At 69.6% G+C, this 17,355-nt stretch carries 13 protein-coding genes and 1 riboswitch; of the genes, 8 read left to right on the top strand and 5 right to left on the bottom strand.

The window, feature by feature from the left end; genetic code table 11:
- Nucleotides 1–44 precede the first annotated feature (44 nt).
- The 5 genes from AC1D2H_RS22330 to AC1D2H_RS22350 all read left to right on the top strand — a co-directional run bounded on the left by AC1D2H_RS22330 (nucleotide 45) and on the right by AC1D2H_RS22350 (nucleotide 9,820).
- A complete protein-coding gene (locus AC1D2H_RS22330) occupies nucleotides 45–1,106 on the top strand; it encodes a cupin-like domain-containing protein (protein ID WP_478012500.1) in 1,062 nt (353 codons plus the stop codon).
- A gap of 189 nt (nucleotides 1,107–1,295) precedes the next feature.
- Nucleotides 1,296–3,383 carry a GGDEF domain-containing protein gene (locus AC1D2H_RS22335; RefSeq protein WP_478012501.1) on the top strand — a complete coding sequence of 696 codons (2,088 nt, stop codon included), beginning with the start codon at nucleotides 1,296–1,298 and terminating at the stop codon, nucleotides 3,381–3,383.
- 128 nt (nucleotides 3,384–3,511) lie between these two features.
- Nucleotides 3,512–5,716: a molybdopterin-dependent oxidoreductase gene (locus AC1D2H_RS22340; protein ID WP_478012502.1), complete on the top strand. Its 2,205-nt coding sequence runs from the start codon at nucleotides 3,512–3,514 to the stop codon at nucleotides 5,714–5,716.
- A 167-nt stretch (nucleotides 5,717–5,883) separates the two neighbouring features.
- Nucleotides 5,884–5,979: riboswitch (cyclic di-GMP riboswitch) on the top strand.
- Nucleotides 5,980–6,027: 48 nt separating this feature from the next.
- Nucleotides 6,028–7,830: a S53 family peptidase gene (locus AC1D2H_RS22345; protein ID WP_478012503.1), complete on the top strand. Its 1,803-nt coding sequence runs from the start codon at nucleotides 6,028–6,030 to the stop codon at nucleotides 7,828–7,830.
- 40 nt (nucleotides 7,831–7,870) lie between these two features.
- Nucleotides 7,871–9,820, top strand: a complete 1,950-nt coding sequence (locus AC1D2H_RS22350) for a serine hydrolase domain-containing protein (protein ID WP_478012504.1) — start codon at nucleotides 7,871–7,873, stop codon at nucleotides 9,818–9,820.
- Here the strand turns inward: AC1D2H_RS22350 and AC1D2H_RS22355 are convergent.
- Nucleotides 9,807–11,105, bottom strand: coding sequence for an ATP-binding protein (locus AC1D2H_RS22355; protein ID WP_478012505.1), 1,299 nt, complete (start codon nucleotides 11,103–11,105; stop codon nucleotides 9,807–9,809). The two genes, AC1D2H_RS22350 and AC1D2H_RS22355, sit on opposite strands and share 14 nt — an antisense overlap.
- Nucleotides 11,102–11,812, bottom strand: coding sequence for a response regulator (locus AC1D2H_RS22360; RefSeq protein ID WP_478012506.1), 711 nt, complete (start codon nucleotides 11,810–11,812; stop codon nucleotides 11,102–11,104). Before AC1D2H_RS22360 ends, AC1D2H_RS22355 begins: the two co-directional genes overlap by 4 nt.
- A gap of 163 nt (nucleotides 11,813–11,975) precedes the next feature.
- Between AC1D2H_RS22360 and AC1D2H_RS22365 the strand changes: the two genes are divergently transcribed.
- Nucleotides 11,976–12,959 (top strand): hypothetical protein, encoded by a 984-nt coding sequence (locus tag AC1D2H_RS22365; protein WP_478012507.1) that lies wholly within the window; start codon nucleotides 11,976–11,978, stop codon nucleotides 12,957–12,959.
- A gap of 88 nt (nucleotides 12,960–13,047) precedes the next feature.
- Here AC1D2H_RS22365 and AC1D2H_RS22370 read toward each other — a convergent pair whose 3' ends face one another.
- On the bottom strand, nucleotides 13,048–13,398 hold the full coding sequence (locus AC1D2H_RS22370; RefSeq protein WP_478012508.1) for a hypothetical protein: 351 nt from the start codon (nucleotides 13,396–13,398) through the stop codon (nucleotides 13,048–13,050).
- Between the two features lie 240 nt (nucleotides 13,399–13,638).
- Between AC1D2H_RS22370 and AC1D2H_RS22375 the strand changes: the two genes are divergently transcribed.
- Nucleotides 13,639–14,382 (top strand): MerR family transcriptional regulator, encoded by a 744-nt coding sequence (locus tag AC1D2H_RS22375; RefSeq protein WP_478012509.1) that lies wholly within the window; start codon nucleotides 13,639–13,641, stop codon nucleotides 14,380–14,382.
- Nucleotides 14,379–15,641 carry an MFS transporter gene (locus tag AC1D2H_RS22380; protein ID WP_478012510.1) on the top strand — a complete coding sequence of 421 codons (1,263 nt, stop codon included), beginning with the start codon at nucleotides 14,379–14,381 and terminating at the stop codon, nucleotides 15,639–15,641. Before AC1D2H_RS22375 ends, AC1D2H_RS22380 begins: the two co-directional genes overlap by 4 nt.
- 66 nt (nucleotides 15,642–15,707) lie before the next feature.
- On the opposite strand, the gene AC1D2H_RS22385 is transcribed toward AC1D2H_RS22380, so the two are convergent.
- A complete protein-coding gene (locus AC1D2H_RS22385) occupies nucleotides 15,708–16,367 on the bottom strand; it encodes a PEP-CTERM sorting domain-containing protein (RefSeq protein ID WP_478012511.1) in 660 nt (219 codons plus the stop codon).
- A 187-nt stretch (nucleotides 16,368–16,554) separates the two neighbouring features.
- A complete protein-coding gene (locus AC1D2H_RS22390; protein WP_478012512.1) occupies nucleotides 16,555–17,304 on the bottom strand; it encodes a hypothetical protein in 750 nt (249 codons plus the stop codon).
- Between the last annotated feature and the right edge of the window lie 51 nt (nucleotides 17,305–17,355).

Consider the following 17,355-nt stretch of genomic DNA (forward strand, 5'->3'; position numbering starts at 1 on the left):
GGCCCCACAATGCCGCTCGCTGGCCATCAACACCCCTTGCCGCCATGACGCTCTCCCCGATCAAGCCTCCGCCCCGGCCCCGCCCTGCGGCCCTGCTCGACCTGTCGCCCGACTGGCTGCTGTGGCTGGCTGACAACCGGCTCTGGGACTGCGCGCCCGCCTCCATGCTGGACACCATGGTCACGGCCGGCCAGGACACCGAGACCGCCGCCGCCGCCATAGGCCAGATCGACCAGGACCCGGTCTTCCAGGCCGCGCGCCGCCATCAGCAGATGCTGCGCAAGCTGGAGTCGGTCTGCAACAACCTGCAGAAGGTCTGGCAGCAGGACCCGGGCTATGCCGTCGTCGAGAAGCGCCGCGGCGTCGTGCGCGACGAGTTCCTGGAGAAGTATGTCTACGGCTGCCGGCCCGTCGTGCTGACGGACGTGGCCGAGGACTGGCCGGCCATGAAGCGCTGGTCGCCGGCCGACCTGAGCAAGCGCTTCGGCCATCTCGAGGTCGACGTGCAGGTGGGCCGCAACACCGACACGCTGTTCGAGCAGAACAAGGAAAAACTGCGCCAGCGCATGAAGGTTTCGGAGTTCGCCGACCTCGTCGTCAGCGGCGGCGCCACCAACGACCACTACCTGACGGCCAACGACGAGATGCTGCGCCGGCCCGAGTTCATGCCGCTGCTGCAGGACATCGGCCGCATGCCGCCCATCTGCGACCCGGCCCTGCTGCACACCGCCGCCTCCTTCTGGTTCGGCCCGGCCGGCACGCGCACGCCGCTGCATCACGACACGCTGATGCTCTTCCACACGCAGGTGGTCGGCCGCAAGCGCTGGCGCTTCGTGTCGCCGCTGCAGACGCCCCTGCTCTACAACCGCATGGGCGTCTACAGCCCCATCGACCTCGACGCCCCCGACTACAACCGCTACCCGCGGCTGCGCGAGGCCGTCGTGCTGGAGACGGTGCTGGAGCCCGGCGACACCCTCTTCCTGCCGCTGGGCTGGTGGCACCAGGTGTCGTCGCTGGAGATGAGCATGTCCTTCTCGTACACCAACTTCGACGCCGGCGTGCCCAACGAGTTCAGCTACGAGAACCCGGCCATCGGCAACTGGTAGCTCAGGGGCGTTCCGCGCGAGGAAAGCTGCACGCATCCTTTTTTCCAAAGACAACGGCAGCGGTGCGCGGCGGCGGGCGGCACCATAGACTCTCCCAGCGGGGCAGCCCAAGGCATCGAGGGCGCGCATTCGCCGGCTATGGCGCAAAGACATCTTCGAACGGACCGGTCTCGCATCGGAAGGACTGCGATGCGATCCGCTGCGCGGCTTGCGGCCGCCGTGTTGGCCGGATGCACGGCCTTCGGCATGCCGGTCGCCGGCCTGGCTCAGGCGCCTGCGGCGGCAAGTGCGGCTTCCGCTCCCGGTGCCCAGGCGCCCGCCCTGGACATCGCCGAGCTGAAGGCCAGGATCGCCGCGGACGATCGCCGGCGGCCTGCCGCTTCGATAGCACTGGCCCAACAGGCGCTCGCCGCAGCCGGGCTGGCGCCCGAGGATCGCCGCTGGCTGCGTACGCGCCTGGTGCGCGACCTGGAGCGCCTGGACCGGACGGAGGAGGCCGTCGCCCAGGCCGGCATCGGCCGGCGGGAGGCCCGCGACGAGCAGGAACGGCTGCATTTCGACCGGTTGGAGATGATGGCGCTGGTGGATGCGCACCGCCACGATGACGTGCTCAAGCGCTACCAGCGCGTCGCGCCCCGGCTGCCAGCGCTGGCGAGGGACGCAGCGGATGCCGACGCGCGCCTGATAGCGGCGGACATCTGGCGGCTTGCCGGCATGGCCACGTTCGGCGTCGGCCGGCTGCCCGAGGCCACGGAGCTGTTGACGCAGGCCTTGCGCATCCTCGATGAGCGCCCCGACGCCGTCTACGAGTTCGCGCAGGCGCTGACTTACATGGCCCTCGTGCATTCGCGTTCCGGTCGCGTCGACGAAGCGTTGCGCACGGTGCAACGGGCCATCGACGTCTCGGAGGCCGCAGGGGATCGCTCCGCCCTGTCCAGCTACTACCTGCGCAAGGGTTATTTTCTCGGCCTGCTCGGGCGCCCCGACGAACAGCACGAGGCGCTGCTCAAGGCCCGGGCCACCGCGCGGGACGAATTGAGGAACTACAACCTCGCCGTCGCAGCGACCAACCTGGCCGACGTCGCCCTGCAGAAGAAGGACTACCGCGCCGCGCTGAGCTATGCCGAGGAGGCCATGCCCCTCGTCGAACGCACCGGCGACAAGGAGTCACTGTGGATCTGCTGGGTCAACAAGGGCATTGCCCTGAACCGGCTGGGGCGGCCCGGCGGCCTCGATTGGATACGCAAGGCCATCGCCGCCTTCACCGCCACACCCGGCATGGCCACCAACGCGGCTGACGTCCAGGGCCTGCTGGCCGAGGAGCTGGCCTTCGCCCACGACTACCCGCAAGCCTACGAGGCGGCGATGCAGTTCAAGCGCCTGAGCGACGAGGTGCGCAAGGCCGCCGACCACAAGCGCATCGCCGAGGCGCAGGCCGCCTATGAGGCCGACAAGCGCCAGCGTCAGATCCAAGCGCTGGAGCATGAGCAGCAGTATCAGCAACGCTTCCACTGGCTGCTGGCGCTGGCCGCCGTGGCCGGGCTGGCGGCGGCCATCGTCGCGGCCGTCAGCCGCCATCACGTCAAGCGGGCCTACCAGGCGATGCGCGATATGGCGTTCTCGGACCCCCTGACCGGCCTGCGCAACCGCCGCCACCTGGTCAGCAGCGTGCAGGACGACCTGGCGCAGGCACGGCGCCTGCGCGCCAACGCGGGTGACGCGCCGGCCAACGCCGACGTCGTCTTCATGATGATCGACATCGACCACTTCAAGGCCGTCAACGACGTGCACGGCCACGCGGCTGGCGACGCGGTGCTCAGGCAGTGCGCCACCGTGCTGCAACGGCAGCTGCGCGAGTCCGACACCCTCGTGCGCTGGGGTGGCGAGGAGTTCCTCGTCTTCGCCCGCCAGGCCAATGCCGGTGAGATCCACGTACTGGCCGAGCGACTGCGCGCCAGCATCGCCGCCCACGACTTCGTGCTGGACGATGGCCAGGTGCTGCGCAAGACCTGCTCCATCGGCTACGCCTGCCACCCCCTGCGACAGGATGTCGAGGGCGCCGCGCCGGCGGACTGGAACGACACCGTGGCGCTGGCCGACCAATGTCTCTACGTCGCCAAGGCCAGCGGCCGTGACCTCTGGGTCGGCATCACCGACCCGGATGCGCGAAGAGCCCGTGAGCACCCGGATTTCCGGGAACTGCGGGCCGGGATCGACGCCGGCGTCTGGACGCTGCGGAGCAGTGACGGGCGCGAGATCGTCTGGCCGGCGTCGTGAAGCGCGGAGTGGAGCCCCTCGAGGACCTGGCGCCGCGCGGTCAATGACCTGTCGGGTCATGTCGCCGGGTTGACGCCAGGGCTAGTCTTCGCGCCGCAGAATCGGCCGCAAACCACGAAAGACCAGCCATGCCCGAAAGCCACTACCGCATCTGCCCCCTGTGCGAGGCCTGCTGTGGCCTGGAAGTGAAGACCGAGGGCGCCAAGGTCATCAGCATCCGCGGCGCCGACAACGACGTCTTCAGCCATGGCTATCTCTGCCCCAAGGGCGTCAGCCTGAAGGACCTGCACGAGGACCCCGACCGCCTGCGCACGCCGCTGATCAAGCGCGACGGCAAGTTCGTGCCGGCGAGCTGGGATGAGGCCTTTGCCGAGATCGAGAAACGCCTGCTGCCCGTCTGGCGCGAGCACGGGCCCGACTCGGTGGCCATGACCATCGGCAACCCCGCCGCGCACAAGGTGAGCCTCCTGGCCTACACGCCGCGCCTCGTGCGGGCCCTGGGCACGCGCAATGCGTTCAGCGCCTCGACGCTGGACCAGATGCCCAAGCAGCTCAGCGCCGGCCTGATGTTCGGCCACTGGCTGTCCATCCCGCTGCCCGACATCGAGCGCTGCGACTACCTGCTCATCCTCGGTGGCAATCCGATGATCAGCAACGGCAGCCTGTGGACGGTGCCCGACTACCGCGGCAAGGCCAAGGCCATGCGGGCGCGCGGCGGGCGCATCGTCGTCGTCGACCCGCGCCGCAGCGAGACGGCCGCGGCGGCCGACGAGCATCTGGCCATCCACCCGGGTGGCGACGCACTGCTGCTGGCCGGCATCGCGCACACGCTGTTCGACGAAGGGCTGGTGAAGCTCGGCCGCCTGGCAGAGCACATCAACGGCCTGGAAGAAGCCCGCGCCGCCGTGCTGCCCTTCGCGCCGGAGGTGACGGCTGCGGGCTGCGGTATCCCCGCCGAGACGCAGCGCCGCATCGCCCGCGAGCTCGCCAGCGCGCCGCATGCCGCCGTCTATGGCCGCATCGGCACCTGCACGACGCGCTTCGGCACCGTCAACTCCTGGCTGGTCGATCTCATCAATGCGCTGACCGGCAATCTCGACCGTGAAGGCGGCGCGATGTTCGCGAAGGCCGCGGCCTTCGCGCCCAACACCCAGGGCAAGCCGGGCAGCGGCAAGGGCATCACGACCGGCCGGCGCCACAGCCGCGTGTCCGGCGCGCCCGAGGTCTTCGGCGAGCTGCCCATCACCGTCATGGCCGAGGAGATCGAGACGCCAGGCGAAGGCCAGATCAAGGCGCTGATCACGATCGCCAGCAACCCCGTGCTGTCGGCGCCCGGTGGCCCGCGCATCGCCAAGGCCCTGGACAGCCTGGACTTCATGCTCAGCATGGACATCTACGTCAACGAGACCAGCCGCCACGCCGACGTCATCCTGCCGGGCCTGTCGCCGCTGGAGGATCTGCACTACGACGTCGCCTTCCCACAGCTCAGCCACCGCAACCACGCGCGCTTCTCAGGCCCGGTGTTCGATGCGCCGGCCGGCACGCCGCAGGAATGGCAGACCATCCTGCGCCTTTGCGCCCTGCTCGAAGGCCGCGGCGTCGATGTGGACGTGGCCCAGCTTGACGACGAAGCCATCGAGGCCGATGTGAAGCGCTTTGCCGGCGACCAGACACCCGCCGTGCTCGCCGCGCTGCAACCCTGGCGCGGCCCCGAGCGCCTCATCGACCTGCAACTGCGCGTCGGCCCCTATGGCGACCAGTTCGGCCGCAAGCCGGATGGCATCAACCTGGCCAAGGTCAGGGCCGCCAGCACGGTCGAAGGCGGTGGCATCGACCTCGGCGCCTTGACCGCCCGCATCCCCGAGATCCTGCGCACGCCCAGCGGCAAGATCGAACTGGCGCCGCCCTCGGTGCTGGCCGACCTCGCTCAGGTCAAGACCGAGCCGGCGCCCGAGTTCAGCCTCATCGGCCGGCGCGACACGCGCTCGGGCAACAGCTGGATGCACAACCTGCCGGTGCTGGCCAAGGGCCCGGACCGCTGCACGCTGCTGGTCAACCCAGGCGACGCGGACCGCCTGGGCCTGGCCGAGTTCGCCAAGATCAAGAGCGCGGTCGGTGAGCTGATCGCGCGCGTCGAGCGCAGCGCCGACATGAGCCCCGGCGTCGTCAGCCTGCCGCATGGCTGGGGGCATGACCTGGACGGCGTGGTGCTCGGCGTGGCGCGCGAGCGGCCCGGCGTCAACATGAACGAGCTGCTGGACGACGCGGCGCGCGACCCACTGTCGGGCAACGCCGTGCTGTCCGGCGTCGCTGTCGAGATCGCGCCCGCATGAGCTGGTTTTTGTGTCCCCTGTGACACAAAGCAACGACACGGCAGTAACTCACGAAACCCAGACTGGCGGGGTCGAAAGCTCACGCCGCCCGCCGAGGCAGAAGTCACGTACGCACCGCACCGAGGCGCGCGTGCCGACACCCCGGCGCCTAGACTGAACCTGTTTCACAACCCTGAGGGCAAACCCGTCGAAAGGCGGGGACGCAAAGCCACCGGCCTACAGCACTTGCAGCACGCAAGTGCCACGGCAGCGGGGCCGCCAAGACCCAAGGTCTTGATCGGCGTGGCCCTCTTTCGTACGAGAACCCGGCCATGCGCAGTACCCGTCACCTCTCCTGGACTCTCAGCCTGCTGACCGCCGCGGCCCTGACCGCTTGCGGTGGCGGTGCCAGCGACAGCCCGACCGTCCAGGTCAACGAGGCGGCCTCGGTCATCAATCTGAGCGTGGACCTTGACGAAGGCGCCGCAGCCGCCGCCAACGTCGTCGCGCAGCCGACCTTCCACACTGCCGCCGTCGACCTCGAAGAACCCGACAACGGCGCCGCACCGCATCGCAGCCACGCGCTGGCCAGCATCGCCACCAAGGGCCTGACGCGCGACCGCCTGGATGACACCATGCGCCCCCGCGCCTTCTCGGCAGGCGCAGGCGAGGCCGCGCCCATGGCATCGTCCACCGCGGTGACGACCTACACGCCGGCCCAGATCCGCGCGGCCTACGCCCAGCCAGCCCTGCCGGCCAGCACCGCCGGCCTGACGGCGGCCCAGGCCGCCCAGCTCGGCGCCGGCCAGACCCTCTACATCGTCAACGCCAAGCACGACCCCAACATCGCGGCCGAGCTGGCCGCCTTCAACGCCAAGTTCGCGCTGCCGACCTGCTCCTCGCGCACGCTGGCCGCCAATGCCAGCCTGCCGCTGGCCAGCGCGTCCAGCACCAGCTGCGAACTGGTCATCGCCTACAGCACCAGCGCCGGCGCCCTGACCGCCACCGCCCCGGCCTACGACAGCGGCTGGGCCACCGAGATCGCACTCGACGTGCAATGGGCCCACGCCACCGCACCGCTGGCCCGCATCGTCCTCATCGAAGCCCCCGACGCCGGCGTGGCCAGCCTGTCCAAGGCCGTCGCGCTGGCCAACAAGATGGGCGCGGGCGTCGTGTCCATGAGCTTCGGCGCGGCCGAGGGCAGCTGGACGTCGAGCTACGACAGCGCCTTCGCCGGCACCGGCATGAGCTACCTCGCCGCCACCGGCGACGACGGCGCGGCTGTGTCCTGGCCCTCGGTGTCGACCCGCGTCGTCGCCGTCGGCGGCACGACGCTGAGCTACAGCAGCGGCACCCGCAGCGAAACCACCTGGAGCGGCACCGGCGGCGGCACCAGCGCCTATACCGCCCTGCCCAGCTACCAGAGCGGCACCATCGGCGGCTATGCCAAGCGCGCCGTCGCCGACGTCGCCTTCAATGCCGACCCCAACTCCGGCCAATACGTCGCCCTGATCAGCCCGGGCACGGCGACGACGCGCTGGGTCAGTGCCGGTGGCACCAGCCTGGCCACGCCGCAATGGGCCGGCCTGCTGGCCGTCGCCAACGCAATGCGCGCCGCGTCAGCCAAGGCCCTGCTCGGCCAGCCGCACGCCGCCCTGTATCAACAGATCGGCGCTGTGCCGACGACCTACGCCGCCGCCTTCAAGGACGTGGCCACGGGCAGCAACGGCAGCTGCACCAACTGCACGGCCAAGACCGGCTATGACACCCAGACCGGCTGGGGCACGCCCAACGTCAGCGCGCTGTTGACCAGCCTGAGCGGCGCCAGCGTGTCGACCTCAACGACCACGACGACGACGACGACCAGCGCGCCCAAGCTGACGACCACCAGCCTGAGCGGCACCGCCGGCAAGGCCCTGTCCGCCACCATTGGCTACTCGGCGCCGGGCGCTACGTCCTTGAGCATCAGCATCAGCGGCGCCCCCAGCGGCATGAGCTTCTCGGGCAGCAGCAATGGCATCGCGGTGAACTGGGCCAGCCCGGTGGCCGGCCGCAGCAACCTCGTCATCACGCTGAAGGACAACCTGGGCCAGACGACGGCCGGCACGGTGGCCGTGACGATCAACGCGCCCTGAAACAGCCCCTAGCATGCGGGCTCCTCATCCAGGAGCCCCCATGCGCCGTCTGCTGATCGCATCCCTGCTCGCCGTCGCCTTCGCCGCGGCGAATGCCGACACCACCTCCGCCGGCCACACCTACTCCCCGCCGGAGGCCTTTGCCACCAGCGCCACCGGCGCGGTGCTGAAGTTCAGCGCCCCCGAGGGCGACGCCAGCGTCATCGTCGTGGACCTGGCCGCCGCCAAGGACGCCCCCGACGCCATCGCCCAGGCCTGGGCCCAGGTCGATCCCGGCTTCAAGCGCACGCTGCGCCTGGCCACGCCGCGGCCCAGCCGCAATGGCTGGGTCGACCAGCAGGTCTACGACTACGAGACCTCCCCCAACGAGAAGCTGGTGCTGCAGGCCATCGCCCGGCGCGCCAGCACCGGCGACGGCAAGGCCTGGGTCGTGCTGCTGCTGCAGGCCTCAGAGGCCACGCTGGAAAAGCGTGGCGCGCCCGTCGGCAAGTTCTTCGCCAGCCTGCGTCCCAAGGGCTATGAGCGCGAAAGCTTTGCCGGCAAGCCAGCCAAGCCGCTGACGCCCGAGCGCGTCGAGCAGCTCAAGGCCTTTGTGGCGGAAGGCATGAAGCAGCTCGACGTGCCCGGCGTGGGCCTGAGCTTCATCAACGCCAACCAAGTCGTCTGGGCCGGTGGCCTGGGCGTGCGCGAACAGGGCAAGCCCGCCCCGGTGGACGGCGACACCCTCTTCATGGCCGCCAGCAACACCAAGGCGATGACGACAGCGCTGCTGGCCCGCGCCGTGGACGCCGGCAAGCTGCGCTGGGACCAGCCCGCCGCCGAGGCCTATCCGGGCTTCAAGCTGGCCGACCCCGAAGTCACCAAGAGCGTGCTGGTCAAGCACCTGGTGTGCGCCTGCACCGGCATGCCGCGCCAGGACCTGGAGTGGCTGTTCGCCAGCGGCAAGGCGCCGGCCACCTCCACCTTCGACCAGCTCGGCGCGATGAAGCCGACCAGCAAGTTCGGCGAGGTCTTCCAGTACAGCAACCTGATGGTGGGCGCCGGCGGCTATGTCGCGGCCAGCGCGCTCAAGCCCGGCAAGGAGATCGGCGCGGCCTATGACGAGGCCATGCAGGAGCTGCTGTTCGGGCCGCTGGGCATGAGGAGCACCACCTTCGACTACGCCAAGGTGCTGCGTGGCAACCACGCCATGCCGCACGGCGACGCGCTGGACGGCAGCACGCGCCGCGCCAGCATGGACCTGAACTACACCATCATCCCGGCCCGCCCCGCCGGCGCGGTGTGGACGACGCCGCGCGACTTCAGCCGCTGGGTGCTGATGGAGCTCAACAAAGGCAAGACACCCGAAGGCCAGCCGCTGATCGGCGAGGCCAACTGGGCCGAGCGCTACAAGCCCCAGGTCATGGTCGGCGAGGACGTCACCTACGGCATGGGCCTCATCGTCGACAAGCAGTACGGCATCACCGTCGCCTCACATGGCGGCGACATGCTGGGCTTTCACTCCAACATGATCTGGCTGCCCGAGTACGGCATCGGCGTGACCATTCTGACCAACGCCGACGCCGGCGTGCTGCTGCGCGGGCCGCTGCAGCGCAAGCTGCTGGAGGTGCTGTTCGATGGTCGACCGGAAGCCGACGACAGGCTCAAGGTCTCCATCGCCAACCGCAAGGCCGAGGCCGCCAAGCTGCGCGAGCTGCTGACGCTGCCAGTTCCCGCCGCCGCGATCAAGCCACTGGCCACCAGCTATGTGAGCCCCGAGCTGGGCCGCATCCTGGTCAGCAAGAAGGGCGGCCAGGTGCGCTTCCAGTTCGACCACTGGAACAGCGAGGTCGCGCTGCGCAAGAACGAGGACGGGACGCAGAGCTATATGACCATCGACCCGGGCATCGGCGGCATCGAGTTCGTGCGCGACGACAAGGCTGCGAAGCCGACGCTGATCCTGCGCGACGCGCAGCACGAGTACCGTTTCGTGGCGGCTAAGGCCAGCTGACCCGGGCCACGAGGCCGCCGCCATCGCGCGGCAGCAGGCTCAGCCGAGCGCCTTCGGCACGCGCGATGCGCTCGACGATGGCCAGGCCCAGGCCCGAGCCCGGCTTGCCACCGCGCGACGCGTCGCCACGCTGGAAGGGGCGCTTGAGTTCATCCACCCGGCCCGGCGCGATGCCGGGGCCGCGGTCGCGCACTTCTATCCACGCTGCACCACCCTCCTCGCCGCAGGCCAGCTCGATGGGCGGTGCGCCGTGGTTCTGCGCATTGACGATGAGGTTGAGCACGAGGCGGCGCAGCGCCTGCGGCCGTGCGCGCCGACGCACCGACTGCCCTTGCGCCAACAGCGGTTGCGGCAGGCCCGGCGCCAGTGCCAGCGTTTCGGCCAGAAACTCGCGCAGCTCGATGTCCACGGCCGGCAGTTCCCGCTCGGCTGGGTGGGCGGCGCGCGCGTAGTCGAGGAACTGCGTCAGCAGGCCGTCCAGGCCGTGCAGGCTGCGGTCCAGGGTGTCGAGCAGCTCCTTGTCGCCCTGGCCGCCCTGATCGAAGGAACTGCGCAGCAGCTCGCTGGCGAGGCGTATCTTGGCCAGCGGCGTGCGCAGGTCGTGCGACAGGCCGGCCAGCATCAGCAATCTCTCCTCCTCGTCGCGCGCCAGGGCCTCGGCCATGTCGTTGAAGCCGCGTGCGAGCGCCGCCGTCTCGGCCGGGCCATCGGTGGGCAGCAGCAGGCGGCGCTGGCCGGCGCCCACGGCCTTGGCGGCATCGACGAGGCGTTGCAAGGGCCGGTTGATGCGGCGCTGGATCAGCCAGGCGCCCAGCAGGGCTAACACGCCGCTGACGCCGCTGGCGATCAGCCAGGTGCGCGCAAAACGATGGGCCGGCTGCACCGAGGGCACGACAAGCCAGAAGGACTGCATGTGGACAGCGATCAGGCCGTTGGCTTCACGCCGCCATTCGAGACTGGCGGGCGCCTGGCCCAGTTGCGCGGCCAGCTCGGCCAGGAAGGCGCGCTCCATCAACGAGGTGCGCTCGGGCATGGCTTCGGTCGGGCCCGAGGCCGCGCGGGCATTGAAGCGCGCGACGAAGCCGGCACGCTGCTCCTCGGGCAGCAGGTGCAATCCTTCGGCCACGGCCTGCAGGCTGCGCGCCGTCGCCTCGGCCGACTGGCGCAGCCGCGGCTTGGCGACGAGTTCGCGATAGGCCAGCGCATTGACGATCTGGCCGACGACGATCAAGCAGACGATGAGCCAAAGGTTGCGGCCGAACAGCGTGGCGAGGCCGAACTTCATCGCTCGCCCGGCTCCACGATGAAGACATAGCCGAGGCCCCACACGGTCTGGATGTGCCGCGGCGCGCTGGGGTCGTCCTCGATGAGGCGGCGCAGCCGCATGATCTGCACGTCCAGGCTGCGGTCGCTGACGCCATGCTCTTCGCCATGGGCCAGCACCAGCAGCTTCTCGCGGCCCAGCGGGCGGTTGGGCTGGCTGGCGAGAGCCCGCAACAGGTTCAGTTCGACGGTGCTGATGTCAACCTCGGCGCCATCGCGCTCCAACCGGCGCTGCGTCGGGTAGAGCGTGAAAGCGCCGAAGCACACCGCCTCCTCGCCAGCCGGGCCAAGGTGGGCGCCTAGCTGTTGCTGGCGGCGCACCATGGCCTGGATGCGCGCCAGCAACTCGCGTGGCGCAAAGGGCTTGGCGAGATAGTCGTCGGCGCCCATCTCCAGGCCCAGCACGCGGTCGACGAGGTCGCCGCGCGCCGTCAGCATCAGGATGGGGATGGTCTCGCCCTGGCCGCGCMGGCGGCGGCACAGCGACAGGCCGTCCTCGCCGGGCATCATCAGGTCCAGCACCAGCACATCAAAGCGCTCGCGCGCCAGCAGCTGCGCGGCTGCGGCCGCACCCGGCACGGCGCGCACCGCGTGGCCCTGCTCGGTCAGGTAACGCTGCAGCAGGCCGCGCAACTCGGCCTCGTCGTCGGCGATCAGGATGCGACTCATGTCCGGATGTTAGGGAGGAGGCCGGCCCCCACCTTGCCGGAAAACGATGACAAATCCTTGCAAGCCGCGGATGGCGTCAGACCCTGCAAGCACTGCAACCCGGGCCGCAACCTTTGCGCTGCCAGCGGTGGGCAGCATGGGTCCACCTCAAACGGAGAACGCCATGCGCCCCATTCCCCTGGCCCTGTTGATCGCAGCCCCGCTCGTCGCCCACGCCGAGCCGACGCCACTGCAGCGCGCCGGCGCCGCGCGGCTGACGGCCGAGAAGTCCGCCGCCTGCGTGGCCGCCCAACCCTTCTACTGGGAGATCGGCAACGCCACCCAGCCGCTGGTCGGCGGCAAGGCGGGCGACAACGCGCCCGAGCGCAGCACCGAGATGGCGATCGCGTCGGCATCGAAATGGATCTACGGCGCCTTCGTCGCCGAGCGCCGCCAGGGCCAGCTGACAAGCGAGGACGTCAAGTTCCTGCACTTCCAGTCCGGCTACACCTATTTCCATGTCTGCCGGCCCAACCAGAGCGTGGCGGCCTGCCAGGAGGGCCTGATCAACGGCCGCGGCCGCCAGAACCCGGCGACCGAGGGCCGCTTCGACTACAACGGCGGCCATATGCAGAAGCACGCGGTACTGATGGGCCTGGGCTCGCTGGGCCCTGATGGCCTGGCAATGGCGGTGCGGCAGACGCTTGCGCCCGCCTTGGGTGCCGACTGGCGTTTCGACTACAGCCAGTCTCAACCCGCCGGTGGCGGCAAGACCTCGGCGGCCGACTACAGCCGCTTCCTGCGTGCCCTGCTCGACGGCAAGCTGCAGCTCGGCCCCTGGCTCGGCAAGGAGGCTGTCTGCACCAACCCGCAGACCTGCCCGCGCGAGGCCGTGAAGACGCCCATCCCCGAGACCGAGAGCTGGCACTACAGCCTCGGCCATTGGGTGGAGGACGACCCGCAGGTCGGCGACGGCAGTTTCAGCAGCCCGGGCGCCTTCGGCTTCTATCCCTGGGTCAGCGCCGACAGGCGCTTCTACGGCATGGTCGCGCGCGAGCAGCGCCACGGCGTCATGAGCGGCGACCCGGGCGACAAGCCGGCGGTGGCTTCGGTGAGCTGCGGGCGCGAGATCCGCGCTGCATGGATGGATGGGCAGCCGCGCCGGTGAGCATGGACACAAGCGGTCTTGAGGACCGCTTGTGTCTCGCGCAGGCCAAGGCTCATGGCCTTGGCCTCAGAGCTTGCTGTCAGCGCTGTCACTTGATGCGGTCGGTCTCCAGCGCGACGCGATCGACGGTGCCGTCGACATTGCGATACAGGCGCAGTCGACGCATGCCGTCGGCGCTGACGAGCAGCTCGGCGTTCCGGGCCTGCCAGGTCTCGAGGGGCGCCTCGTCGAGGCCGACGCCCAGATGGCGAATGCCGACGACGACGCGCAGGGTGCGGCCGTCTTCCAGCACGTATTCGCCGTGGGCTTCGCGCAGCACGGTACGGCCGACGACGCCAGGCACGGTGGGTTCCTGGGCACTCGCGGGCGCGGTCAGCGTCAGGGTTGCGAGCAGAGCGGCCGACAGGGTGAGGGGTCGCAGATTCGTCCAGGTCTTCATGGTGAGGTACTCCTTAGGTTCCCCGAGGCCAGTCGCCTCGGCAATCTCTCTTTTGCAAACGCCATGCCAGGCTGGGAGCGCAAACAACTTCACGCTTTGACGTCGTTTCAATCAGGGTTCGCCCCAGGTTTGGGCTTGTTCGCCCCGCATCGCGACACCGTGCATCGCGATGGCGCGGGGCTTGACCCTCACGCAACGTCAGGGTCCATGATCCGGCCCGTCGTCAAGGAGAGCCCCGACATGGACTACACAGTGGGAGAGCTGGCCAAGCGCGCCGCCCTCACGGTGCGCACCCTGCACCACTACGAAGAACTCGGCCTGCTGCGCCCCTCGGGCCGCAGCGAGGCGGGCTATCGCCGCTATGGCGAGGCCGACGTGCTGCGCCTGCACCGCGTGCTGGCCCTGCGCGATGCCGGCCTGTCGCTGAAGGAGATTGCACCGCTGCTGGACGGCGAAGCGCCCCAGCCGCTGGCCGCGGTGCTGCAGGCCCAGATCGAACAGGTCGAGGCCCAGTTGCAGGCGCAGGAGAGTCTGCTGCTGACGCTGCGCAATGCCGCCAAGCGGCTGGAGCTGCAAGGCGACGGTGGCGATGCCGTGCAGGTGCTGCTGGATGCGATGGCCATCCGCCGCGTGCACGAGCGCTGGTTCAGCCCCGAGCAGCTGCGCGCGATGCGCCGGCAATGGGAGGCCATCCCCGAGACCGAACGCGATGCCGTCGAGCTGGAGTGGCCGCGGCTGATCGCCGAGGCTCGGGCGGCCATGGAGGCCGGCGTGGACCCGGGCATGCCCGAGGTGCAGTCCCTGGTGCGGCGCTGGCTGCTGCTGCAGAAGCAGTTCCTGGACGTCGCGCCCGGCATGAAAGACACCATGCAGCGCATGTATGCCGCCGAGCCCGAGCTGGCGCGCCAGTCCGGCGTGACGCAGGAACTGCTCGCCTATCTGCGCCGGTCCAAGGAAACACTGCCCCCGCAGGAGAGGTCATGAGCAACCCGCGCCGCGAGCTGTTCCGGAACGCCAACTTCCGCTGGATCATCGGCGGCGGCCTGCTGTCCATGCTGGGCGACCAGTTCACGCTGCTGGCCCTGCCCTGGCTGGTGATGGCGCTGAGCCGCGACCCGCTGGTGCTGGGCACGGTGCTGGCCCTGGGCAGCCTGCCACGCGCCATCTTCATCCTCGTCGGCGGCGCGCTGGTGGACCGCTACTCGCCCAAGCGCGTGCTGTGGCTGACGAAGTGGATCAACGCCGCGCTGCTGGGCCTGCTCAGCGCGCTGACGGCCACCGGGTCGATCACGCTGCCGGGCGTCTATGCGCTGACGCTGGCCATCGGCCTCGCCACCGCCTTCAGCTACCCCGCCGGCAGCGCCATCCTGCCGCGGGCCGTGCCGGCCACGCTGATCCAGCCCGCCAACGGCGTGCTGATGGGCGCGCGCCAGCTCGTGCTGCTGCTCGGCCCGGTGCTGGCCGGCCTGCTCGTCACCTCGGGCAGCGACCCCGCCCTGGGGCTGGCCGGCCTGGCCTGGGCCTTCGGCTTCGATGCCATCAGCTTCGCCGTCTCGGCCTGGACGCTGTCGCGCGTGCAGACCTGCGCGCCACCGGCCCAGCCACCCCAGGCCGTCTTCGCAGCGATTGCCGAATCGCTGCGCGCCTGCTGGCAGGACCATGAACTGCGCGCCCTGTTCCTCTACTTCGCAGCCATCGCCTTCTTCGTCGGCGGCCCCATCCAGGTCGCATTGCCGGTGCTCGCCGCCGAACGCCTGCCCGGCGGCGCCGCGGCGCTGGGCGTCATGCTGGCCGTGCACGGCCTGGGCTCGCTGGCCGGCATGGCCGTGTCGGGCCTGAAGCCGAACTGGCGCCTGTCCACGCTGGGCGGCACCGTGCTGCTCATCGACGGCATCGCCGCCGGCGTCTTCCTGGCCTTCGGCCATGTGCATGCCGCCTGGCAGGGCGCGCTGCTGCTGTTGCCCCTGGGTGCGCTGGCCGGCTTCGTGCAGGTGGCCGTCTACAGCTGGCTGCAAAAGCGCATCGCGCCCGAGATGCTGGGCCGCTCGATGGCCTTGTTCATGTTCATCGTCATGGGCCTGGCGCCGCTGGCTTCTGCGGCCGCGGGGGCGGCGCTGCGGGTGCTGGACGTGACGGCGCTGTTCACGGCCGCGGCGCTGTGCCTGCTGGCCGTCGTCGCGCTGGGCGCGTTGATGACGCCGATCCGGCGCATCGCCTACCTCGAAGCGAATCCCGACCGATGAGCGGGTCGAAAAAAAGCCCGCGCGGCATGCACCGCGCGGGCTTCTTGAACCGGAAAGCCGGAAGGATCAGGCGCGGCGGCGGCGGGCGGCTGCGCAAACACCCAGCAGCGAGGCGGCGACCAGGGCCAGCGAGCCCGGCTCGGGCACGACGTTGTCGCTGAAGGCGGCGCGGAAGACCAGGTCTTCGCCGTTGGGCTGACGCGACGACCAGCCGACCGAACCCAGCGGAGAGTTGGTGTTGCCGAAGATGAATTCACCGCCGGTGTACTTGTCGACACCGCCGAACTGCGTGGCCAGCACGGTCGCGCCGCTCAGGGTTTGGCCGACGGCGTCGAGGACGAAGAACAGCACATCGCCATCGGCGACGGCCAGGTTCAGGTTCACGTCGAAGTTGATGGCACCGCCACCTGCGTGGTTCAAGGTCTGCGAGAAGAGCTCGTTGACAGCGTCGGGACGCGCACCGGTACCGGGCAGGCCGGCAGCCACGCCGGTCGTGATGCGCAGCTTGAAGCTGCCGCCTTCGGCGTCGTTGACCGTGAAGCGCAGGCTGTCGAACATCGTGCCGTCGGCCGTGATGGACTGGGCGTAGTACTGCGAGCCACCCGAGCCGAACGTGGACTGGTTGAAGTTGCCAGCCAGGCCGTAGAGGTCGATGACGCCGGCTTGGGCGGACAGGCCAGCGGCCAGCAGGCTGAGGGCGGCGACGGATTTGGAGAAGAAGTTCATTGGTGATGCTCAGGTTGAACGGTGACAGGCATTGCCGTAAGCACTATTCGGGCCACAAGTCCATCCCATTGTCACGCTTCACTTTTCTCCCCCATCGGGGCGATGCGTCGCCGACCGATGTAAAGCGCGCCGTCACCCGTGGACAAGGGTTGCGGCCGTCCATCCGTGAACTCGTGCACGCAGCGGCTCAGGCTTCGACGATCAGCTGCACATTCAGGCGGCCGGCCAGATTGACCGCCCGCAGGAAGATCTTGAACTGCTCCACCGCGCTCGAGGCGGACTCGGGCTCGGCGCCCAGCCTGGCCAGACCCAACAGCCGTGTATAGAGCTGCGCCTGCTCCGGGGCTATCGATTCACCGAAGGCCAGCATCTGCAGCAGCTGGCTTGAAGTGAGCTGCGTCTTGGCGCCGAACCAGCCGCCCCACTTCCTGACCGCGGCCTCCCTGCGCTCGAACATGCGCGCACGTGAGCGCTGCTCCTCCACCAGAGCGCCGTCGATGCCGAGGTCGGCAAGGTGCTTGAGGAGCACGGCCAGGTTGGCGTCCTTGGCGTCGTCGGGCAGGCGCGCCAGCAGCCAGTCCTCGACTTCCTTGCGGATGGGGGTGTCCACCTTGCCGATGCAGCCGAAGGAGCGCCCCGACACATTGGCCGGGCAGCCCTTGCATTCGCCGTCCAGTTCGCTGAGCGGCTCGGTCATCTCCTGCAGCTTGCCGACCGTGACCTGGGTCTGGATGACCGTGCCATCCGGACGCTTGACGGCGATCTCGACGGTGCACTTTGTGATCAGCGTCTCTTCGTCGGCGTGGGGGAACTTCTCGCGGAAGCGGGCGATGGCGACTTCGGCGCTGCCCGCGTGCCTGACCATGGAGCGCAGCTTCACCTCCGGCGTGTGCCGCCGGGCTGAACAGGGTTTCTGCAGCGCGAATTCGATGGCCATTCAACCCTCCGTGGCTCGTCGGCCTTGTTTGCGGGAAGTTTCGATGAAGGT

This window comes from Roseateles sp. P1_C1_2 (genome assembly GCF_056406535.1).